General features: G+C 38.8%; 3 protein-coding genes and 1 pseudogene. 2 read left to right on the plus strand and 2 right to left on the minus strand.

Features of this window, described 5'->3' with window-relative positions:
• The first annotated feature begins 41 nt into the window (after nt 1-41).
• Together A5N85_RS14160 and A5N85_RS16815 are read left to right on the plus strand one after the other, a co-directional pair.
• Nucleotides 42-236 (plus strand): IS630 transposase-related protein, encoded by a 195-nt coding sequence (locus A5N85_RS14160; RefSeq protein ID WP_072577674.1) that lies wholly within the window; start codon nt 42-44, stop codon nt 234-236.
• A pseudogene (locus tag A5N85_RS16815) lies at nt 233-427 on the plus strand (transposase); the annotation flags it as partial. The gene A5N85_RS14160 and the pseudogene A5N85_RS16815, both read left to right, overlap by 4 nt.
• A gap of 57 nt (nt 428-484) precedes the next feature.
• Here A5N85_RS16815 and A5N85_RS15450 read toward each other — a convergent pair.
• Together A5N85_RS15450 and A5N85_RS17445 are read right to left on the minus strand one after the other, a co-directional pair.
• A complete protein-coding gene (locus tag A5N85_RS15450) occupies nt 485-694 on the minus strand; it encodes a hypothetical protein (RefSeq protein WP_143143351.1) in 210 nt (69 codons plus the stop codon).
• A gap of 63 nt (nt 695-757) precedes the next feature.
• Nucleotides 758-874, minus strand: coding sequence for an IS630 transposase-related protein (locus A5N85_RS17445; RefSeq protein WP_072577635.1), 117 nt, complete (start codon nt 872-874; stop codon nt 758-760).
• Between the last annotated feature and the right edge of the window lie 24 nt (nt 875-898).

Genomic DNA, 898 nt, shown 5'->3' on the forward strand with positions numbered 1-898 from the left:
TCCTCAATCCTAAAGGCTTTAACTGAGCGTAAGCCTCAAAGATTGATGATGAAGCCTTGCTTAAGGATATTGAGCAGTATCCCGATAATTACCAATGGGAAAGCGCTAGACGTTTTAATTACTCGCAATCAGCGATTTGTTATGCTCTAAAGCGACTAAAGATAACGCATAAAAAAAGATTAACCAACATCCAAAAGCCGACACAGAGAAAAGAGAGCACTTTCAAGAACAAATAGTAGATAAGACCGCTCAAGACAAACCGATAGTCTATCTTGATGAATGTGGTTTTAAAGCCTTTGCTCATAGAGCTTATGGCTACAGCACAAATTTTCATAAACGCAGTGATATTCAAGCAATCATTGAAGAACATGGGCATGAGATAGTTTGGTTACCCCCTTATAGTCCAGACTTAAATCCCATTGAAAAGATGTGGGCTTGGATTAAGCAAATACGCAAAGAATGGCGGATGGATTGTATTGATACTTTATGCTTTTATCTGCTTTGGATTGGGTTGGGCTTTAGATGATTGCACTATAATGGCTCCAATCGCATTGCTCTGGTTCTTTAAATGCCAGTTATCACTTCCATGACAAACTTGTCCTTTTGTGCTGTAGCCATAAGGTCTATGATCAAAGGCTTTAAAACCACATTCATCAAGATAGACTATCGGTTTGTCTTGAGCAGTCTTATCCACTATTTGTTCTTGAAAGTGCTCTCTTTTCTCTGTGTCGGCTTTTGGATGTTGGTTAATCTTTTTTTATGCGTTATCTTTAGTTCGCTTTAGAGCATAACAAATCGCTGATTGCGAGCAATTAAAACGTCTAGCGCTTTCCCATTGGTAATCATCAGGATACTGCTCAATATCCTTAAGCAAGGCTTCATCATCAATCTTTGAGGG

This window comes from Suttonella ornithocola (genome assembly GCF_001889065.1).
GTDB lineage: Bacteria > Pseudomonadota > Gammaproteobacteria > Cardiobacteriales > Cardiobacteriaceae > Suttonella_A > Suttonella_A ornithocola.